Here is a 1,475-nt window from a genome sequence, read left to right on the forward strand (position 1 = left end):
TAGGGGACGNCGGGCCCGCCAGGGCGCGCCAGCGGGCAAAGTCAGGGGGGGCCAGGTCCGCGTGCGACAGCCTGGTGTCGCCCGGCCGCTTCCAATCGACGCGCCAGCGATCGGGAAAGCCGTAATAGGCGGGCCAGTATTCATCCACATCGTCGCCCATGAGGTCGCTGTCATCCGCCAGCTTGGCGGCGATGCTGGGCGTCGTGGCGCCGTCATAGGCGACCGCCGCCGCCAGCGTGCCCAGGACCTGCGGCACCGGCATGCCGTTCAGGGCGGTGACTTCGGCGCCGGCCGGCGGCGACCCGGGCTGGCCGTCATTGGACAGCACCATCATCCGCCCCTCCACCACGGTGAAGCGGAAGGGCAGGTGGGTGGCGTTGGCCGTGCGCCACGCCTCGACGGCGGGTGGGGCTTCCGGCTTGGTGTGATCACAGTGGATGGTGGCCAACATCTCCGCCACCGCCCGCCACAGGGCCAGGTCGGTCACCGGCTGGGCCGCCGTCCGCTCCAGCCGGTCGAAGGCTTTGCCGATGTCCGCCGGGCTGGCGTAGCGGTAAAGGCCGGGGTGGATGGTTTCCAACCCTTGGCGCAGCAGGGCCACGTCGGCTTGCGCCTGCGCCGGGGTCAGAGCCAGCGGGGTGTAGCTGGGGGTGTCGGCCCCGGCGGGGAGTGGTAGCGCGCTGGCCAGGGATAGGATCACGAAAGCGATGGGAACGCGCATTGACGCCTCTGGGTGGTACGGCCGGGACCTCCCAGCTACTCGGCATCGCCGACAGTCGTCGCCTCATTCCCCATAAATGTGTGATTTTCCGGCTTTTGAGCCGCGCGCCAGGCGCTGGGGCTCTGGCCGGTGCGTTCCCGAAACACGCGGTTGAAGCTGGCCTTGGAGGCGAAGCCGCAGTCCAGCGCCAGGGCCAGCAGTTCCCCCGGCTCGGTGGTGGGAAGGCGGGCCTGCACCGCCTCCACCCGCAGGCCGTTGATCAGGGTGCTGAAGGTGGAGCCCAGGCCCTGGTTGATGGCGCGCGACAGATAGGTCTCGTTGGTGCCTAGGCGCTGGGCCACCTGGGCCAGGGTCAGGCCCGGTTCCCGCCACCAGCCCTCCTGGCGGATGGCGGCGCGCCAGCGCTCCCCCTGGGTGGTCCAGTCGCGGTCGCGCGCCGGGGCGGATGCCTGCGGCGGTGGGCTGGCGGCCATCACGGGGGACGCGGTGGCGGCGTGGCGCCAGCCTTCCAGCCCCAGGCCCAGGATGATGGCGGCGAACGCCAGATATTGCGGAAAGCGGTCATAATAGCTGAGCGGGGCCAGCAGGACGTCCACCGTGTCGAAGGCCACCGCCACCAGCAGCCACAGCGACAGCGCCGCCAGCAGGGTGCGCAGCCAGGGCTGGCGGTGGTCGGCCGGGTTGCTGACCGTTTTGGCCACCACGCCTGGTAACGGTGGTGAACCGCACGGATGCCACAGATACATCGGCAGCG

General features: G+C 70.6%; 1 protein-coding gene. It reads right to left on the reverse strand.

What is annotated here, in order from left to right; genetic code table 11:
- Positions 1-756: 756 nt before the first annotated feature.
- On the reverse strand, positions 757-1,475 hold a 719-nt coding region (locus I55_RS06825), incomplete at its 5' end, for an AraC family transcriptional regulator (RefSeq protein WP_148293606.1).

Source organism: Azospirillum sp. B4, assembly GCF_000333275.1.
Lineage (GTDB): Bacteria > Pseudomonadota > Alphaproteobacteria > Azospirillales > Azospirillaceae > Nitrospirillum.